The organism is Streptomyces sp. NPDC051320 (genome assembly GCF_040682175.1).
GTDB lineage: Bacteria > Actinomycetota > Actinomycetes > Streptomycetales > Streptomycetaceae > Streptomyces.
In genome coordinates this window covers 1-17,369 of sequence record NZ_JBFBAL010000028.1, presented here as the reverse complement: position 1 = coordinate 17,369, position 17,369 = coordinate 1, and the positions used below count along the sequence as shown (strand labels likewise).

At 64.7% G+C, this 17,369-nt stretch carries 12 protein-coding genes and 3 pseudogenes; 8 read left to right on the top strand and 7 right to left on the bottom strand.

Going from position 1 to position 17,369, the window contains the following annotated elements:
• Nucleotides 1–1,800 precede the first annotated feature (1,800 nt).
• The 5 genes from AB0M87_RS32395 to AB0M87_RS32375 form a co-directional block, all read right to left on the bottom strand.
• Complete coding sequence (locus AB0M87_RS32395; RefSeq protein ID WP_365859365.1) at nt 1,801–1,941, bottom strand: hypothetical protein; 141 nt, start codon at nt 1,939–1,941, stop codon at nt 1,801–1,803.
• Between the two features lie 322 nt (nt 1,942–2,263).
• Entirely contained in the window at nt 2,264–2,458 is a 195-nt protein-coding gene (locus tag AB0M87_RS32390; protein ID WP_365859363.1) for a hypothetical protein, read from the bottom strand.
• A gap of 28 nt (nt 2,459–2,486) precedes the next feature.
• Nucleotides 2,487–3,218: a transposase gene (locus tag AB0M87_RS32385; protein ID WP_365859361.1), complete on the bottom strand. Its 732-nt coding sequence runs from the start codon at nt 3,216–3,218 to the stop codon at nt 2,487–2,489.
• 403 nt (nt 3,219–3,621) lie between these two features.
• On the bottom strand, nt 3,622–5,229 hold the full coding sequence (locus tag AB0M87_RS32380) for a DUF692 family multinuclear iron-containing protein (RefSeq protein ID WP_365859359.1): 1,608 nt from the start codon (nt 5,227–5,229) through the stop codon (nt 3,622–3,624).
• Between the two features lie 248 nt (nt 5,230–5,477).
• On the bottom strand, nt 5,478–7,199 hold the full coding sequence (locus tag AB0M87_RS32375; protein WP_365859357.1) for an MBL fold metallo-hydrolase: 1,722 nt from the start codon (nt 7,197–7,199) through the stop codon (nt 5,478–5,480).
• Between the two features lie 453 nt (nt 7,200–7,652).
• Here AB0M87_RS32375 and AB0M87_RS32370 point away from each other — a divergent pair, with 453 nt between their 5' ends.
• Genes AB0M87_RS32370 through AB0M87_RS32360 form a run of 3 tightly spaced genes read left to right on the top strand, consistent with a single transcriptional unit; the run spans nt 7,653 to nt 12,466 of the window.
• Nucleotides 7,653–9,506 (top strand): YcaO-like family protein, encoded by a 1,854-nt coding sequence (locus AB0M87_RS32370; protein WP_365859355.1) that lies wholly within the window; start codon nt 7,653–7,655, stop codon nt 9,504–9,506.
• Nucleotides 9,507–9,550: 44 nt separating this feature from the next.
• The gene (locus AB0M87_RS32365; RefSeq protein WP_365859353.1) at nt 9,551–10,816 is read left to right on the top strand and encodes an MFS transporter; all 1,266 of its coding nucleotides are present in this window, start codon (nt 9,551–9,553) and stop codon (nt 10,814–10,816) included.
• Nucleotides 10,817–10,831: 15 nt separating this feature from the next.
• The gene (locus AB0M87_RS32360) at nt 10,832–12,466 is read left to right on the top strand and encodes an ABC-F family ATP-binding cassette domain-containing protein (RefSeq protein WP_365859351.1); all 1,635 of its coding nucleotides are present in this window, start codon (nt 10,832–10,834) and stop codon (nt 12,464–12,466) included.
• Nucleotides 12,467–12,479: 13 nt separating this feature from the next.
• Here AB0M87_RS32360 and AB0M87_RS32355 read toward each other — a convergent pair whose 3' ends face one another.
• A complete protein-coding gene (locus AB0M87_RS32355) occupies nt 12,480–13,016 on the bottom strand; it encodes a LuxR C-terminal-related transcriptional regulator (RefSeq protein WP_365859349.1) in 537 nt (178 codons plus the stop codon).
• 367 nt (nt 13,017–13,383) lie between these two features.
• Between AB0M87_RS32355 and AB0M87_RS32350 the strand changes: the two genes are divergently transcribed.
• The 5 genes and pseudogenes from AB0M87_RS32350 to AB0M87_RS32330 form a co-directional block, all read left to right on the top strand.
• Nucleotides 13,384–13,845 carry a hypothetical protein gene (locus AB0M87_RS32350; RefSeq protein ID WP_365859347.1) on the top strand — a complete coding sequence of 154 codons (462 nt, stop codon included), beginning with the start codon at nt 13,384–13,386 and terminating at the stop codon, nt 13,843–13,845.
• 43 nt (nt 13,846–13,888) lie between these two features.
• A complete protein-coding gene (locus AB0M87_RS32345; protein WP_365859345.1) occupies nt 13,889–14,887 on the top strand; it encodes a LuxR C-terminal-related transcriptional regulator in 999 nt (332 codons plus the stop codon).
• 218 nt (nt 14,888–15,105) lie between these two features.
• Nucleotides 15,106–15,738, top strand: a pseudogene (locus tag AB0M87_RS32340) (IS256 family transposase); the annotation flags it as partial.
• 154 nt (nt 15,739–15,892) lie between these two features.
• Nucleotides 15,893–16,177, top strand: a complete 285-nt coding sequence (locus tag AB0M87_RS32335) for a hypothetical protein (RefSeq protein WP_365859343.1) — start codon at nt 15,893–15,895, stop codon at nt 16,175–16,177.
• A gap of 39 nt (nt 16,178–16,216) precedes the next feature.
• Nucleotides 16,217–16,948 (top strand): annotated as a pseudogene (locus tag AB0M87_RS32330) (IS630 family transposase); the annotation flags it as partial.
• A gap of 59 nt (nt 16,949–17,007) precedes the next feature.
• Here AB0M87_RS32330 and AB0M87_RS32325 read toward each other — a convergent pair.
• Nucleotides 17,008–17,203, bottom strand: a pseudogene (locus AB0M87_RS32325) (transposase); the annotation flags it as partial.
• Nucleotides 17,204–17,369 lie beyond the last annotated feature (166 nt).

The window sequence follows — 17,369 nt, the reverse complement described above, 5'->3', positions numbered from 1 at the left end:
GAGACGACACTCGGGCCCTCAACCTGCCCACTCTCAACCCACTCAACGAAAACGGTCCACCGACTTCGTCGGCGGACAGTCACGAAACTTCGAGGTTAGGGGTACACATCCCGCGATCCCGCCGAGCGCCGGACCCCCGCCGTTTCGCCAATCAAGCCACCAGCGGTGTGGCTATTCCGCTTCGCTTTGGGTCTCCCATGGCCAACCCTGTCGAGTTCCCAGAGTCATCACCAGAAGGTCTTGGTATTTATGGTTATTGTCATGTGAGCTATGGGAGTTCGTTGGGCTTGGGCGCCGGCGACATGGTCGTGGCGCAGAGATTTACAGTCTTCAGTTGCTCGATGCTCAGTTCCTGGCGCCCTACCTGCCCCGTCTGCAATCAGCTGTCAACTCACGTTGACCTCTTTAAGAGCAATCCAGTAGGCTTCCGATGGCCCGGCTACCCTTTCCCAAGCTGCGTAGACGAACGGTCTCTCAATAGAGTTCACTGGCCAGCTCTTAGCATCCGGCGAGCGGCTCTGGAGAGCCAAGAAAGAATGAGTCTCTAAGCTTGTTGCTGCAGTGTGGCGACCGATCCTGGCGAGTTGTCAGAACAATACGGCGATTACCAGTGTTAGTGACTATGTGTCACTTATGGCTCGCGGTTCCTGTTCGTGACTGTCGGACGTGGTGAATTCGGCATTACTAAAGAGGCAAGAAGAGAAACCCACCTCCAGCGGAAGTCTGGGCTGGGCTGATCTCAGCGGTCGCCACCGGCCGGCCGGTTTGTCGTGATGGACCTCATCGAAAACGGTCCGGACGACGGGCATGGCCGGTGGCAGCCGTCCCTTGGGGGATATTCGGCGTTCCTCCAGGTGAACTCAATACAAGAGGAGAAATATGCGGTTTATCAGAGCAGCAGCAGTGGTTGGGGCATCCGTGGCGATGTGCCTGGGAGCAGCAGCCCATTCGAATGCCTCCGGTCTCGTCGGCGATATTGTCGCTACTCCCGGGGGCATGCTGTCCTTCACGCCGTACGGTGACGTCGTCCAGTTGAACGACGACCATGCGGACGGCTATGGAGTGGAAGGAAGGGTTTACACCAATTCAGGCACCTACGTGTATTCGTTCATCGACTCCATCGGAAATGGCGGATCTTCGTCCCGACGGGCTTCGGACGGCGGAAAATACAACCTCAACGAGAATAAGTCGTACACATTCGAAGTCTGCCTGGAGAAAAGCGGAAGAGTAATCAACTCCAGCTGCCGATCTACGGACTTCACCGCATAACTGACCAGAGGTAGCACGTTTTCCGTTCCGGACAGCTGAGCGGCGAAGCGAACCTACGGAGTAGTGATACCGGCCAGCACTGACGAGGGGCCCCTTGGCGATCAGTTGACCGTCAAGAGGCCTCTCGGCTACACGGTGCCCGAGATACGGCTGGTGCTGAGATGACGGATCAACAGTCCGGACACCGTTCCTCTGGGAAGAAGGTAGGGACGTGAAAGAATATGTCCGCTGCGAGTATGGCCTCATCGCGACCGCATCATCGCCGGCCAGCTCGCGCCTTCAGCCGCGCGGCAGCCTTGGGGACGTCTGCCGACGTCCTCGCAACAGGTGCCATAGTCATGGATTCGCCGGCGCCCGCCGCCAACGATGGACCCTGGCATAACACGGGGAAAACCGGCACGAAGGCCACTTTCACTGCCTCCGGCGACACCACCACAGTCTGCGAGATCCGGGCTGATGGAGCGGCCGCCGTCGTCTGGGTGGACACCGGAAACGGTACGTATGTCTTTGAGATAGAGGCCACTTCCTCGGCTACCAGCTGTGCAGCACCAGCGAAGCCGCCCACCAGCCCCCGAGCCCGGCCCCGCGTGAACCGCTGGAGCCACCCGCGTCGAGCAGCCGTTTGCGAAGCGCACCGCAGGCGCGGTGGGTCGCCGACAGGCGGGCCCGCAAGCCTCCCCAGGCACTACAGCCCCGCCGCCGCGCGCCCTCGCTCATGAAGGAGCATAACCAATGATCGCATCTTTCCCCGGCGCCGCTTCTCCCGGCCTCGCGGCATCGCCGGGGTGCCGGTCGCGTTTTCGAGCCAAGTGGTCGCCCTGTCCCGGACGGCTCGGTTTCGGAGCACTGGCCGAGCAAGGCAGGTGAACGCAGAGGTTCCTGAACCCGCAGCGGACGCAGGCCGGGTGAGCCAGGCTGGGTGGGCCGCTCCCATGGTCGTCGAACATCTTCGGCAATGGGCCGGATGAGCCGAGTTGGGTGTGGGCAGCGATGATCAGCCACGTCCGCCGCTTCCGGCAGCGAGTCTGTCTCCGCCGCCGGGGAGCCGGACGGCCAGGCGGATCAACGCGCCCTCGATGAGGGGGAGTTCGCCGTCGTGGTCGATCCAGGCGGAACGGGAGGCGAGGCGGGGACGGATACGGTCCCAGGTCATCGTCCGCGCGGTGCTGTACCGGTCGGTGACCTTCACGGTTTCCGCAGCCGGATCTCCCCAGGTCTCAGACTTCGTGAACCGGAACTCCTTGCCGTGCTTGGGCGGCCGGCCGCCCTGCGGCGGCGAGATCCAGGGACGGGCACGGGCTTGCGCATGACCCGGTCCGAGCGCTGCGGCCGAGCACCTCCATAGCCCATGCCTCGCAGCAGGTGAGCCACGTGGGGCGTCGAAGACGTCCAGGTCGCTTTCGAGCCACTGCCCGCCTGCGATCAGGTCCTCGACCACACGGCGGACCTGGACGGCGGCCCGCCTCCGCCACGTCATCTTCAGGGCGAGGCGGACCGCGTCGAGCTGCTGACCAGGAGGTGCGGCCGGATTCCAGTGCGGCGCCGAACGAGTACGGCCAGCCTGGGATCATCAGGTGCTGGTTTCGGCCGCGTCCGTAGGTACGGCAGAAAAGCCGGTCCGCGCTGGTCGGCGCGGACAGCCGCAGCCAGTTGCTCACGTCCACGGCCGGAACGAGCCGCCCCGTCGGCCGCGGTAGGCTGGGGCAGCACGGCCCGGGTCTGTCGCAGCCGCCCGGCATCGACACGGCACCGGTGAGAACGTCGTACAACGCGCCGTGCCCGCGAGGGTGCTCGGCCAGCAACGTCAGATCGACCGGGGACGTCACCAGCCCATCAGCACACAGCAGCGTGTCCGTCAGCTCGAACAATTCGCTACGGTCGCTCTCCGCCGTGGCCGCGCCATAGACAGATTCAGTGGGTCGGGTATCCCCTGCACCGACGAGACGCATGGGGGAACTGGACGCTGGAGCGGGCCTGTCCAGCCAGTCGGGCCGGGGAACGCGCCGGGCTTGCGCAGCCAGGCCTCCGGGGAGTGATCCAGCACCAGGCGCGATCCGCCGCGGCCGGCGAGCCGCTCATGCCGGGTGACCGCGGTGCAGCCGTCGTAAGCAAACAGGCCATTGGCGTGCGGCAGCACCCGCAACTACCGGCCTATGAACCGCACCCACACCGAAAAGGTGTTGCTGCGCCAGGGTCAGCGTGTAGCGAACAGGGGTTTGTCGGCATCCTTACCACGGCGAAAACGCAGCCTGAGCTGCGGGAGCACGGACGGGTAACGGGCAGTGATGAACTCCAAAGTGCAGCGCCTACGGCGGTGCTCATCGTCGTCCGATTTGATGGCGTTGGTGTTCCTCACTGCCCGGTGCAGCAGGCGGCACGACCAGGCTCGGTGTGGGCAGGTACTGCGGTGGGCAGTTCGAGGTCGTTCAGCGGCACGGCACTGGAGATGTCGTCGGTGGACTCGAAACGGCATCCCCCCAGGTGTCGTATCGACGACGGGGTGGCTGCCAGAAGACGATGGGGCGCGAGGCAGCCGGTGCGTAGTCCCTCGATCACGCGCTGGAGCCGCACACTGAACTGCGCGGAGGACGGCGTCTCTGGGGACTGGGCACATTCGTTCATCCACTGCTCGGCGCGCAAAAGCTCCGGGCCGACCTGGTCTTTGGCATCCTCCGTGATCAGCTTGTGGAACGCCGTGTTGATCTTGTCCCACATAGAGGTGGCGGCACCTGCGAGGTCGGGGACCAGCCGCTCGAAGAATTGCAGTTCGTCCAACTCCTCTCGGTGCATCAGCCACCGGCTGGTGAGGGGGTAGTAGCTGGCTACGTTTGTCCCGTGGAGACGCAAGCGCTGTCCACGCTCGTACTCCCATCGCTGTTGCTCGTTGGTGGCGAACACTGCAAGAAACGGTTCGCCAGCCGCTGCGAGGGTCCTGCCGCTGACAGGTTCGGGACCTTGGATCAGATCGTGGATCCCCACGACGGCTGACCGCGTCCGCTCCTTGGCATAAGCCAGGCCGGGGCGTGGCCGGGGTGGCTCGATGTTGCCCTCCAGCCATGCGGTGACCGAGGCGCGCTCCCGAATACCCTTCAAGTTGGCCATGGCCTTGCGAGGAATACGCGCGCCGAAGATCTCCAGAGTGATCGCGCGGAGGTTGGGCGCGTGGCGGACGATCTCATCGAGCATGTCATAGCAGACGGACACGATCGGGTGATCGCCGTGGCTGTCGTCGTACTGGTATCCGTGCGCGTGGAGATCGAGGCCTCCGCCAGCCACGTGAATTTCTGTGATGTGGTCCCACGGCAGGCGGTGGAAGTCGCTGGTGGGAGATGCACCGCGGGCGATCTGATAGCTGAGCACGTGTCCGATGTCCAGGCACATGCCCGCCCCGGTCTCGGTGACCAGTGCGTTGAAGAAGTCGAAGGCATGCAAGCCGCCGGCCACCATCGTCATCGGCGGGAATTCGGCGTTGAACGGTACGCCAAGACCCTTGTGGATCTGATGGATGTTGTCGACCGCGACTGTGAGCGTGTCATCCGTGATCGGGAACGGCATGAAGTAGGGGTAGACGTGGCGTTCACTCATGAGCCACACGCCGAGGTCCTCGGTGACCCACGGCGCGTTTGCCAGTTCGACCAGATTCCGCAGGTCGCCGAGGTCCTGTGACGTGACCGGATGGGGGTAGACGGGATTGAGGTCCGTGCTGTGCACCAGGACACGGTGGTCCGAAGCCAACTCGGGGATACGCATGTGGCGGAATCCTGCCGGGTTACTGCGGCTACGCTGGATCTCCTTGTAATTTGCCGGCCCTTGGTGCCGCACAGCAGGGGCAGTTACCTCGAAGTAGTCGACGACCTCGGAGGCCTGGTCGAGGTAAACCTGATGAAGGTCCGAGGGGTTCACGCCCAGTCCCACGCCGTAGCGCGGCAAAGATGCGAAGTAGTCGGGGCCGAAGGGCATGAAGGTCACCTTTACCAGTTGGGTACGGCGTGGCGGGCGGAGTGATGGCTACAGCTGCACGTCGTTATGCTGAACCAGTTGGTCGATCGGGGCCCAGGGGGTGATCAGTCCGTGGGGCTGCTGCAACGGGGGCTGGAGAGGCTGGCGCGCCTTTCCGGAGCCGGCTGGCATCGCGGCGGCAACTGGCGCACGACGGACGTCATCACGTTCCCTTCGTTAGTGGGTGGTAAGCGGGGAACAGTCGTCGCTCACGCGCGGAAATCAGGACGCCACACCATGGCTTGGCTGGGATACCAGTGGTGTTCCAGGCAGTAGGGGGCGAAGGCCACCAGACCTAGGTAGAAGTTCTCGTAGTCAGCCAGCGAGACGTCCGTCTCCGCGCACAGTACGGAGATGGTGGCGCTTCCATTGGCCTGGACGATCGCCCGGGCCAGGGCTGCGTCCGTCTTCCGCAGGCGGAGGACTGTTGAGTGCAGTCGCCCGTCCAGTCGCCGGAGGCTGTGCAGGGCGAGTGGTGCGTTCTGGGGATCAGGCTGAGCCGTCTCCGTCCCTTCGACGGTGTCGAAGGGCCCGAAGGCGGGATGGAAGCGGGGATAGACGTGCTTTGCTGAACGGATGTCAGCGGCTGCCTGGCGTTTGAACCAGTCGTCAGCCGCGGCCGGGTCGAAGCCGTTGGGGAGCGCAGCACGCTGGCGCTTCTGGCGCTGCTGGAGCCAGCCCGAGTACTCGAGCCGACAGTGCCACAGAGCGGTGGCGTCGGAACGTACCTGGGCCGCGAGCCAGCTGAACAGCGCCTGTGCGTAGTCGCTCTCGCTCATGGAGTCATCCAGCAGCCACAGGCTATCCAGGACGGTTTGAGCGGGAGCGTCGCCACGAGCGGACAGCCATCGAACGGTGGTGGGGAACCAGCGGAGGACCGGGGCGTTCGCCCTTGCCGTGGGTAGCCGCTCTACTCCGTTCAAGACGACCGTGTCCCAATCGGGCAGCAGATCCTCAAGGCGGCCGCGGCATTCCAGCCATGCGTCCCGCCACGCTTCGTGCGGCATCTCTCGCACCAGGCCGAAGTAGTGCCTGTCGCGCATGTGGATGTCGAGCAGGATCGACCACAGGCGGCCCAGCGCCGTTTCGATGTCGGCGGCGCCGCTGTCCGGGGTTTCAGCGACCGTCGTGATGGGTGTGCGGGCGTCCAAGGGCGCCTCGTCGACGACGATACTCTGGCCGTCATCCAGAGCCAGCAGATGCGTTTCTTGCGGGAGCCCGGCCAGGAGCTGCCGATCCCTGAAGAGGGACTCGGTGTGGGGGAACCAGGGAGCGTCGAGGGCCGAGACGCCGCGGCGCTGCCCCTCATTTACTCCCAGAGGAACCATGGCCTCGGGTTGCAGAACAGCCGCCGCTTCCAGCCACGTCCCCGGGGACATCTGGTTACGTATGTTCTGGTAGTTCAAACTGCAATTGAGAGGAAGCAATGCCATCCGAATGGGCCCCTGGGCGCGCACGTTCTCAAGCATGGTGAAGTCTTCCAGGGTGTCGGCGCCGTGAAGTACCCGGGTGGCCCCCTCGTTTATGAGGAGCGACTGCTGCACAATCCCTTCGATCGAGTCCGGTGCAGAGACGGAGGTGATCTGAAGGCCGGCCAGTCTCGTACTCGTGCCTGTGTCGAGCTCGATGACGTTGTTGAATCCATACTCGGTAAGCTCTTTCCCCATCGGGAAATCGCTCTCTCGGTCGGCCGCTGGAATGACGATGGGAATCTGCTTGTCGAAGTGAAGGAACGTCGGCGGGTGAAAGTGGTCGCAGTGGGAATGCGTGATAACGACGGCCGTCACATCGCTCAAGATTTGGCTGGCCAGGCGGTTCTTCCCGCGAGGACTCCACAGATTACCGAAGTAGTCGAGCGCAGGGTCGACGGCCATCTTTCCCTCGGCGGTCTCGAAGACGAAGCAGGTGTGCTGAACCCGTGTGATCTTCATGGTGCAACCCCCGTACGTAGGAAGGAAACCAGCGCCTCGCGAAGAGCCGCACAAGCGGGGCCAGAACATGGTTGCGCGGTTGCCCACCATGGGACAGTCCCCAGGATCGGGTACACGCTAAGACGACTGAAGCAATTGACGTTCCCTGTGTGAAGGTGATCGAGTGTGTCTCGCCGGTCGCCAGACCGGCAAACAGCTGGTCACCACAGAACGTGACCTCGAATTGAGGAGAATCTCATGGAACAGACCCCCAAGGGCGCCGATCTGAACAACTCCGAGATTATTGTCGAGGAGATCGAGCACTTCGACATCAGCGAGGTAGCCCCTCCGGCCAACTCGCGCTGCCAGTAATCAGCAACAAGAAGTGGCCCGCTGCGAGTCCCCGCAGCAGGTGCAGTAGCGGGCCCCTCCTTCCTCTTTACCTCGCTCTCGCGATCGCCGTAGGGATGAGATGTGAAGCAACACGAGTTTCTCGGGTATTCGTCAGGCGTATCAGTCATTGCCGATGGTGACAATCTCACCTTCGAATCCGCGCACGTGCGCGCACGTGTGCGGGTCCCTGACACCAAACTCAGAAAATCGCTTCTACAAATGGCCAAGCGTCCGCTGCAGCCCGGTGACATATCCGACGAGACCCTGAGGTTCCTGCGCCAGCACGACCTCGTCACAGCCGCCGCTCACCCCGCCCACCTGCAGGCTCTGCGCGTCCACACCGAAGCGTCCATACCGCTCAACCGCGGACTCGCGTACAGCCCGGACGACCTGATGACCTACCAAAGCCGTGCACGAACAGCCCGGTTCCTGCCGGGCAGCACGTCCGGCGGGGTCGACCTACCTCTGCCCCTGCGACGCCGCCCAAGCTTTGCTCCCTTCGACGGTCCCCGAGCACAGTCCCTCGACGCGCAGACCCTCACCTCGGTGATGCGCACGTTGCACGACCCGGACACGCGGCTGTACCCCTCAGCCGGCGGCCTCTATCCCGTACGCCTGATCGCCGAGCAAGTGCACGAAAAGCACAGCGGGCTGACTGCATTCGACCCTGACCGCGGCGCACTGCACACCTGGACGCAAGCGTTGACGGATGCGCAAACAAGGTCGCTGAAACTGGACCCGACGTTAGCAGCGGTGCCCACCCGCTTCTGGCTCGTCGCGGACATCGCCGACACGACCTCCAAATATGGTTCGCGCGGCTACCGCTACGCGCTCATCGAGGCCGGGCACGCCGCCCAGATCCTGATCCAGACCTTGGGGCACTCGGGCGCCGACACACGCCCGTTCGGAGGATTCGACGACGCGGCGATGGCAGCTCATCTGAACCTACCGTCCGGCTGGATACCCCTGTGCGCGGTCGGCGCCCTGCCCCGCGAGAATCGGGACGACTGGGTCGAGGCCGAGGAGGTCCGCTGCACCCTGGTCAACAAACAGCCGCTGTACTACGCGCAGGCGTTCGGGGCAAAGGTGAAGGACCAGCGAGAAGGCGGCTTCGGCGTTGACACCACCATCGACGGCGCCCGCCTTCGTGCACGCGGAGAACTGGCCGAAAGGCTTACCTTGGTCCGCGCCACCCAGCGGCTCGGCAACAGCAACGGAATGGCCGCCCACACCCGCACCAGCGCTGCCACCGACGCCGCCACCCTCGAGCTGTACGAACGCCACTGCTACCTGCGCACCTGGTTCCTGCAGGCCTCTCCAGTGCGACTACACGTCCCCGACACCCCACTAGCCTCGGCGGTCCTGAGCCTGTGCCGCTCGGCCAATGCCAAGCTCACCCTCCTCGACATTGCCGATCCCCTCTACGGCGTGAGCGCGGCGATGGCGGTCGTACACAGCGACGAACACGGAGGAATCATTACGGCGTCCGGCGCGGGCGCCGACGAGACAGAAGCTGCCTCGCGCGCGCTGAGAGAGATTGCCAAAGCGCTGTTCTACCGTCTCATCCTGCGCAAGACATCCGTCTTCACCGCGCGCAACCCGGTAGCGGACATCATCACCGAGCCCTGGGAGCATGAAGCCTACTTCGCACAGGAACAGGTTCCCAGCACCACCACACGCTTCCTCACCGACGGGGCCGCCGAGCGCCCCCTGTTCACAAAACCGACGGCGCTCGACAGCCTCCACCGCGTCGTCGAAGTACAAGATCTGTCCGCGCAGGGACCCGACGAGACCTCTTGGAAGATCGCCAGGGCAACTTCCCAGCACCTTCTCACAGTCGAATTCGGTACCCCGTCCGAAGCCTTCCGCACCAGAATCCGGGCGCTGCTAGGAGACGTTGATATCGACTCGCTGTGGCCCCACCCTCTTGGCTAAAGTCGAACTGCCCTAGCGCCTGCGGGACACGATTGGATATGCCAATGACGAAACCCGGTGTGCGGGCCTTGATTCGCGACCGTCGCTACCGGATGTTCTGGCTCGGCCAGGCAACGAGCACCCTTGGCAACCAAGTGACCGTCGTGGTGCTGCCAGCACTCGTCGTCCCCACTCGCGGCGCAGGTATGTTCGGCCTTCTCCTGGCCGTTGAATCCGCTGTGATGGGAGTCCTTCTCCTCCTCGGCGGAGTCGTCGCCGACCGCTACTCACGCAGTCTCCTCATGGCAGTCGCCGACGTCTTCCGCATCATCGGCGTCGGCGGGTTCCTCCTGTTCGCCTCGCACGGCCCCGTAGCCCCCCTGCTCATAGCCGCAGCCCTCACCGGAGCAGGTGCGGCGCTCTACGAACCGGCACACCGGGCCGCCCTCGCCCAGGTCGTCAGCGAGGAACTACGGCCGCAAGCCAACGCGTTCGACGCATCCACCAAACGTGTGGGCGGCCTCATCGGAGCACTGCTCGCCGGCGTGCTTCTGTCGGGCGTATCCCCACCACGGACCCTGCTCATCGACCTGGCGACCTTTGCCATCAGTCTCGTCACTCTGATCTGGCTGCGTCTGCCCCGCATCCGCCTGACAGCCGACGTTCCCGAACAGGGGCTGCGGGCCGTCTTCACCGAGGCACGCACAGGCCTCGTCGAAGTCCGGCGCCGCCCATGGGTCGCTGCGGTGATGCTGCAAGGCACAGCCCAAGTTTTCTTCCTCTTCGGCCCCAACTACGTGCTCGTCCCCATGGTCAGCCAGCAGCGCTACGGTATTGAGGCGTTCGGCTGGGTCAGCGCCGCCACCTTCGTCGGTTCCGTCGTTGGCTCCGTCCTCGGAGCCAAGATCACCTCGCCCCGCCCGGGCCTCTGGGCCATGAACGCGCTCGCCCCGTGCCTCATGACCCCTGTGTGCCTCGCGCTGGACGTGCCACTGTGGGGATTTTGCGCCGCGGTCGCGACCAGCTCCGTGGGCGTGGGCTGCTTCATGGTCCTCTGGTACAGCTCCCTTCAGAACGAATTCCCCAACCACGTCCAGGGCCGCGTGTTCGCCCTGGAAGCCCTCGCCAGCTTCGGCCTGCAGCCCATCGGCCTCGCTGCAGCACCCCTGCTCGTCGAACTCATGGGCTTCACCCCTTTCGCCGTCCTCGCCGTCATCGTTCTGCTCACCTCCACCTACGCGGTGCTAGCCGTCCCCGGCGCCGTCCAGCTTGCGGCTCCCAAGGGCGAAGACAACGTCGGGCAGGGCGCTGCCCTGACCGCAAACACGTGAGGAGAGGCTCAACCTGTGTCCCAGCTACGCTGCACCGGCATCACCCACGCCTACGGGGGCGTTACCGTCCTGGACGGAGTAGACCTATCCGTCGGAGCCCGGGACCGTGTAGGGATCATCGCCCCCAACGGCACCGGGAAGTCCACGCTGCTGCGTATTGCCAGCGGAGACCTTCTAGCCGACAGCGGAACGGTCACCCGCGCCCCCCTGACGGCCAACGTCATCCGTCTTGCCCAGGAGCGCGACATGCGCGACGGAGAGACACTGAGCGACTATCTGGACCGACGCACCGGCGTGGCATTTGCCCAGGAAGCACTGGATGCTGCGACGGCGCAGCTCGAGCAGCAACTGCCCGGTGCGGACGATTCCTACGCAGAGGCATGGGACCGCTGGCTCGCCCTCGGCGGCGCGGATCTCCCCCAACGCGCACAGGACGTTGCAGCCGACCTGGGCCTGGACCTGAACGCCAAGGCCACCTCAGAACTGTCGGGCGGCCAACGCGCGCGACTGGCACTGGCCGCGGTCCTGCTGGCCCAGCCCGACATCCTGCTCCTGGACGAACCCACCAACGACCTCGATCATGACGGCCTGGCCCGCCTGGAGCACCATGTGCGCCGCAGTCCGGCCGGCATCGTTCTGATCAGCCACGACCGCGCCTTCCTTGCCGCCACCGTGGACCGGATCGTGGAACTGGACGAGTTCACCCGCCGCACCACCGAATACAGCGGGGGCTGGGACAGCTTCGTCATTGAACGCACTGCCGCACGCCAGCGCGCCGTCGACGCCTACACCACCTACGAACAGACACGGCAGCAGCTCAGCAGCACGGCACGCACCCAGCGGGAGTGGGCCCGCCAGGGCGCAGCACGGGCAGTCAACCCGCGACACCAGCCTGACGGCGACAAATTCCGCAAGGCCTCACGCCTCGCCGGAGCACAGAACACCGGTGCCGCCGCGGCGAAAGCGGACCGTGCCGTGCAGCGGCTGGACGCCGATGCTCCCGAGCAGGTCCGCGAAGCATGGCGCCTCCAATTCTCGATCGCCGGGACAGGGACGTCGTCGGGTACGGCCGTCTCGCTACAGCAAGCTGTCGTCCAGCGTGGTGACTTCCGGCTCGGCCCCATCGATCTGGACGTCAGCTTCGGCGAGCGGCTGCGCATCGCCGGCGCCAACGGAAGCGGCAAAACGACGCTGCTCAGCGCCCTGCTCGGTCGGCTGACACTGTCCGCCGGGAATCAGGACATCAGTCCGGCCGTCCGTCTGGGCGAAGTCGACCAGACCCGGGCCCTGCTCGACTCCTCCCGCTCCACCGTCGACATCGTCGGCGAGGCAGCAGGCCTGCACACCACCGAGACCCGCACGCTACTGGCCAAGTTCCGGCTGTCGCAGGACCGCGCCCTGCGCCCTTCATCGTCGCTGTCGCCCGGCGAACGCACCCGTGCCGGCCTGGCACTCCTGCAAGCCCGCGGAGTCAACTGTCTCATCCTGGACGAGCCCACAAACCACCTGGACATCGAAGCTGTAGAGCAACTCGAGCATGCGCTGTGCAGCTATACCGGAACGCTCCTCCTGGTCACACACGACCGGCGCCTCGCCGACGCGGTGGACGTCGACCGCACGATCGAAATGAGCAACTACCACCCGGCATGAGTCGTCAGCAGTATCACCGTGACAAGGCAAGACGGGCAAGCTCCGCCTTATTGCCGACTCCCAGCTTGCTGCGGATGCGCTTCACGTACGTATCGACAGTGTGCTGGCTGATCCCCAGACGCCGTGCAGTCTGCCCGTGTGTCAGACCCGCAGCGATAAAGTCGAGGCACTGCTGTTCACGCTGCGACAGCTCGACTCGCACAGACACGGCAGGGGCGGGGTGGACGGACGGGCGGACGTCGAGAGCCGCAGCGTGCACAGCTCGAGCGAGGTCGTTCGGAGACATACGGTCCCACAGGCAGCTATCGACCCCCGGCACGAGCCGTGCCGCCGGCGCGGGGGTCATGAGCAGAATGCGCGAAGCAAGAGGCCTGACCAACTGTGCCGCTCCTGGCATGCGGTCCGTCACCAGCACATCGAGAGAGAAAGCGGTCAACTCGGTCGGTGGCTCGGCCTGTTCCTGCGCCTCCAGGACATTGACCTCAAGATCAGGAACAGTCGCCAGAGCTCGGTCCACAGCCCAGGCGATCAGCGGATGACTGTGCAACACGCCTACTCGATACATTGCTGCACACTCCTCGTTGTTCGTCTCCCACCCATGCAGCCTCCCGTGCTGCGCTGGGTGCCGGCTACTCCCAGCCCGTTGTGTTAGTCGACATCGCGGCGGTTCCACCGTTGGTGTCGGCAACGGCGGTCTGAGCCCAGAAAAGGGGGGCCACGGAGCAAACGAGCATGGCCATCAAGCGGCCAGTGGTTTTGTGCATGCCAAACTCCTTCAGTAAAGGGGTTCCGGAGTCGCCCCGACCGAAGCCGATGCGGTGCAGGGGCGCTTCGAAGAGCGCTGCTCCTGTCGACAGCTAAAAGCTTTCCTTGTTTGGTTCGCAAGATCCAGAGTTGTCCAATGGCATCATCCGGACATGGCACAGAGAGTCCACCTGGGCGGCCTGCGCCACGAGGCGATCGAAGAACTCTGCAACGAGTGCCGCGCGGCTGCTACTCACACTCACGGCGCAAGGCGGCTCCATCGCGCTCAGGCCGCGTTCCACGACGGCTCGCGCAACGGATTCCGCCTCGCTAACCGAGCCCGCAGTCACGAAGAGGCCGAGTACGGGCCGACCCGTTGGATCCTTCGCAAGGCTGATGTGTTCTACCGCTTCCTCCATCTGCTGTCGCAGGACATCAAGGAGATCCTGGGGCAGACTGTTGTCGCCCGGTCCCGTGAGACGGACGTGGATGAGATGCACGCGAACACCCTGCTGCTTCCCAAGGCGGTGCAACAGGGTACAAACGTGGACGCTTTATGCCGCAGCCTGAACCGGCCATCCCCCCGGGGCAACGAATGGCTAGTCACGGGCCCCGCCGTAGCGAGCCACCGGTGATCAATTATGGTCAAGCGCACAAAACTTTTTCGGGGAGAGCGCGATGCTGCAGGCATTGGGGCTGGATGAAGCGTCCGAGAGCGTCTATCGGGCAATGTTGGACCTGCCAAGCGACAACCTCGCCAGCATCAGCGATCGCCTCAACATGCCCGCAGACGTGTTGCGCCTCGCGCTAGACCAACTCCACGCGCTGGCACTGGTACGGCGTTCTACTGCAGAACCCGATTCGTACCGCGCAGTCGCACCCGACATCGGAGTGCAGATCCTTCTGGCCCGCCAGCAGGAACGACTTGCCCAGGAACAGCAGCGAACGGAGCAGTCCCGAATCGCAGCAGCCCAGCTCATTGCAGACTTCACCGCGCAGCGTGCGCGATGCAGCCGCCAAGGCGTCAAGCAGCTGCAAGGGCTCGACGAGATCCGTCAGCACATTCAGTTACTGTGCACCAAAGTCACAACCGAGGTCATGACTTTCGCCCCTGGTGGAGGCCAGAGCGCCGCGAATATGGAAGCCGCCAAGCCCCAGGACCGAGTCCTGCTCGACCGCGGCGTGCGCATGCGGACCATCTATCTCGACAGCGTCCGCAATCACCGTCCGACTCTTGACTATGTTTCATGGCTGACAGAGCTCGGGGCAGAAGTCCGGACAGTAGCAGCCCTACCTATTCGAATGATCGTCCTTGATCGCGAGATAGCAGTCATACCCACACACGGTGATTCAAGCCTCGGTGCGCTCGAACTCACTGGTGACGGTGCCCTGGCAGCTATGTGTGCCCTGTTTGACACCTTCTGGTCCACGGCTACGCCCTTTGTTGAGTCTGCCGTAAGCAGACGCGACGAGCGCGGGCTTACTGGCCAGGAATACGCCATGCTTCAGCTCCTCGGCCAAGGGCTTACTGACGAAGCCATAGCGAAGCGACTTGGTGTTTCATCCCGGACCGCCCGCCGCATAGCAGCGGAACTCATGGAAGCCCTGGGAGCGCGCAGCCGTTTCCAAGCCGGCAGCCGAGCTGTCGCACGGGGCTGGATTACCGGAGAGGACTGACGAGGCAGCTCGTGGTCTGAGCTCACCTCGCCCTTTCCCCCGCTCACGCTCGTCTTGCACGTTTCTCACTCGGTGGCTCGCTGGCCGGGCCGGCGGGGAGTGTCTAATAAACGGCGGATCTGTTGATCATGGAGACGCAAGTGAGTGAGATGACGATCGAGCACGAGTCCGTGGCTGAGCCGGTCGGTGCCGCCACGTCGGACGAGCAGTTGATCGCGATGCTGGTCGACCGGGCCCGGAGTGAGGGCATGCAACTGACCGGTGCGGGCGGACTGCTGCAGCAGTTGACCAAGCGGGTGCTGGAGTCCGCTCTGGACGGCGAGATCACCGATCACCTCGGCTATGACAAGCACGATCCGGCGGGGAAGAACAGCGGCAACAGCCGCAACGGGACCCGGGCGAAGACCGTGCTGACCGACGTCGGGCCGGTCGAGGTCAAGGTGCCCCGGGACGTGGAGGGCAGCTTCGAGCCGCAGATCGTGCGCAAGCGGCAGCGTCGGCTGACGGGCGTGGACGAGATGGTGCTGTCGCTGTCCGCGAAGGGCCTCACCGATGGGGAGATTTCCGCGCACCTGGCCGAGATCTATGGCGCCGAGGTCTCCAAGCAGACCATCTCCACCATCACTGACCAGTTGATGGAGGGCATGGCCGAATGGCAGAACCGGCCGCTCGACCGCGTCTACCCGGTTCTGTTCGTGGATGCCATCAACGTGAAGATCAGGGACGGGAAGGTCGCGAACCGGTCCGTCTACGTCGTCATGGCCGTCACCGTCGAGGGCACCCGGGACATCCTCGGCATCTGGGCCGGCGACGGCGGCGAGGGCGCGAAGTACTGGCTGCAGGTGTTCACCGGGCTGGACGATTCTGCGCAACGGTCTCTACGCGGAGTTGCTGGCCTGGCTCGCGGCGCCGTCGGAAGACGGGCGGATTACTGCCCCGCTCGGCGAGGGCCGTCTGGCAGCCGTTGCGCGGGCGGATCTGGCCGACGCCGCGGTACGGGTGGCGGTGGAGGCACTCGCTCATGCGGGACGCATCTATGAACTCGTCGGCGAGCAGGCGATCGGCGGCGCCGACCTGGCCCGCGCACACGGACCGCACGTCACCTATCAGCCGGAGACACTCGGCAAGGCCCGCGCGCGCATTGCCGCCTCCGGCGCCGAACTTTTCCAGGTGCCGATGCTGGTGGGTACCTACTCCGCCATCGCTGCCGGTTTCATGTCCCGCACCGGTAGTGACCTGCGTCAACTCCTGGGTCGAGAACCGCGATCCCCGCTCGCAACCCTCGCATAGCCCCCAGAACAGCAGGCCCCGCGCAGCCAGGAGAGTGCTATGCCCTGCGCGACCAAGGCGATTCCGAAGGCCGTTGTGGTGGAACTTGCCGAGCCGGTGCGAGCGCGCCTTGGGCAGCTCGCCGCGTCCGTGACCGCGCAGGTCCGGCAGGTTCTACGGGCTAGAATCGTCCTCGCGGCAGCCGACGGACTGGCCAACGTCGCCATCGCACACAAGCTGAAGGTCAGCGTCAACACCGTGCGCAAGTGGCGGGGCCGGTTCGCCGCCCGTGGCCTGGCAGCTCTGGCCGACGCGAAGCGGTCTGGTCGGCCTCGTGTCTACGGGCCGCAGGTGCGGGTCGCCGTGGTTGCCGCAGCCACCAGCGCGCCCCCGCATCCGGAGTCGACGTGGTCGCACCGCAGGATCGCCGCTCAGGTGGCGGGCACCGTCTTCGCCGCGATCTCGCCGTCCCAGGTCGGCCGGATCCTGGCGGACCTGGACCTGAAACCGCACCGGGTGCGGGGCTGGCTCACCCGCCGGGACACCCCAACCTTCTGGCAGCGGGCCGTCGACGTCTGCGACTTGTACCTCGTCGCTCCTCATGGTGCGGTGGTGCTGTCCATCGACGAGAAGACCGCCATCGCCGCGCGATCCCGACGATACGCGGGGCAGGCGCCCAGGCCCGGACGGGCGGCCCGGCAGGAGTTCGAGTACCGCCGGCACGGCACCGTCTCCCTTGTCGCGGCAATGGATGTGCGAAGCGGCGAGGTTCTCACCGAGATCATCACCCGGAACAACGCGGCCACCTTCACCGCCTTCCTCCATCGACTCGAAGCCGCCATCGACCCAGGCACCCCGCTGCAGCCCACCAGATCCGCGGGAATCCCGCCAGCTCAATCTCTTGAGCAACACGTACACAATGCCCCGCAGAGCAGCACGGTCATCGGCCGGCAACCGCCCCAGATACCGGTGCAAACGAGGCGGTCGAACCGGCAACAGCGGGGCTATGCGTTCCCACAGGTCATCAGGCACAAGATCAGCAGACACCCACCAGATCCTGCCGACACAACACCCAACTGCCAAGCCACCACACCGATCTCATTCTGAAACAATCAGTAAGGGCGTGCAGATCTTTAACTCGTAGCTTTCCGCTCGGTGGTTCGTTGGTCTGGCATGAGCAGGTTGGAAGGACAACGGGCCGTGATGGCAGCCA